We start from the raw sequence: 1,511 nt of genomic DNA on the forward strand, positions 1-1,511 counted from the left end.
GCCGGTCGGCGTGCAGGTCATCGCGCGGTTCGGCGGCGACGGGCGCGCGCTCGCCGTCGCCGCGATGATCGAGGGCGCCCTGGAACGCTAGAGCATTTTCCGTGATCTCTGGATCACTGAAAATGCTCTAACCTGCTGTGTGGTCGCATTTTCTTCACGCGAGCCGGCATCCACCTCGCTTGAAAATGCTTTAGCGCCTCAGACCGTGGCGTCCTCGCCGAGCGTGTCCTCGACGTAGAGCTGCTCCAGCAGCACCTTGATCACCGCCATCATCGGCAGGGCCAGCGCGATGCCCCACAGGCCGAAGATCACGCCGAGCACGAGCTGCCCGGCGAAGATCGTGGCCGGCGGGATGTCGAGGGCGCGCTTCTGGATGAACGGGGTGAGCCCGTAGCTCTCCAGGCACTGCACCGCCAGGTAGACGCCGAGCGCGCCGAGCAGCGCGTTCGTCCCCGAGGCGAGGCTCGCCAGAAGGATGATCACGCCGGCGAGCAGGGGCCCGACCGTCGGCACGAAGGCCAGCAGGCCCGCCTGCAGCCCGAGGATCAAGGAGCCGCCGATACCGAGGAAGCTGAGGCCGGCCCAGATGCAGACGAAGATCACCGCCATCGTGATCAGCTGGCCGAACAGCCAGTGCCGCAGGGTCTCTCCGGCGCCGTCGAGCACCTTGGCCCAGCGCCCGCGCTTCTTCGGCGGGATGAAGCGCAGCACCCCGTCGCGGTAGCTGCCCGGGTCGGCGGCGAAGGACAGGCCGAGGAACACGATCACCAGCACGTTGCCGAGCGCGCTGAACAACCCGACGAGCACCGTGGCCGCCGGGCCGAGGACATTGCCGGCATCCGACAGCAGCGAGCTGGGGCTCTTGATCGCACCGGAAGCGAGGCCGGCGAGCCCGCCGGACTTCTTGTCGTCGTCCTTCGGCGCGGGCTTCTCGTCCTTACCGGGGCCGTTCTGGCCCGTGCCGTTCTGCCCCTTGTCGTCCGAGCCGCCGCCCGGTTCGAGCATCGGCAGGTCGATCCCGTAGGAGGACAACCACCCGGTGACGGTGCCCGCCTGGCCCTTGATCGTCTGGCCGAGGTCGCGGCCCTGCTGCACCACCGTGGCGCCGCCGAACCCGATCAGGCCGATGGCCGCGGCCGCCACCGCGAGGCTGGCGATCGTCAGCCTCAGGCCGCGGGGCAGGGGCAGGAGGTGGCCGAGGCCGCGGGTGAGCCCGTCGAGGAACACCCCGAGCAGCACCCCGGCGAAGACCAGGAACAGGGTGCCCACCGACATCCAGGCCAGCGCCAGGAACGCCACGAACGACACCACGGCGATGCCGGATGCGGCGAGCGGCAGGGTTCCCCGCCACGGGCCCACGGGGCCGGCGAACGCTTCGGTCTTGGGCTCGGCCATGTCGTCTTTCGTAACTGATGCGAGGTCGGCGCTCACGAGCGCTTGTGCGGCGTCGCGGTCAACCCTCGGTCGTCGCGGCGTCACCGAGGATCGCGGCCCAGCGCGCGGCGGCCGCG

General features: G+C 70.2%; 1 protein-coding gene. It reads right to left on the bottom strand.

Annotated features, from left to right (window positions below; genetic code table 11):
- Nucleotides 1-198: 198 nt before the first annotated feature.
- Nucleotides 199-1,395 (bottom strand): AI-2E family transporter, encoded by a 1,197-nt coding sequence (locus FV222_RS25780; RefSeq protein WP_147761410.1) that lies wholly within the window; start codon nucleotides 1,393-1,395, stop codon nucleotides 199-201.
- Nucleotides 1,396-1,511 lie beyond the last annotated feature (116 nt).

It is taken from the genome of Methylobacterium sp. WL103, assembly GCF_008039885.1.
In the GTDB taxonomy this organism is placed as follows: Bacteria; Pseudomonadota; Alphaproteobacteria; order Rhizobiales; family Beijerinckiaceae; genus Methylobacterium; species Methylobacterium cerastii.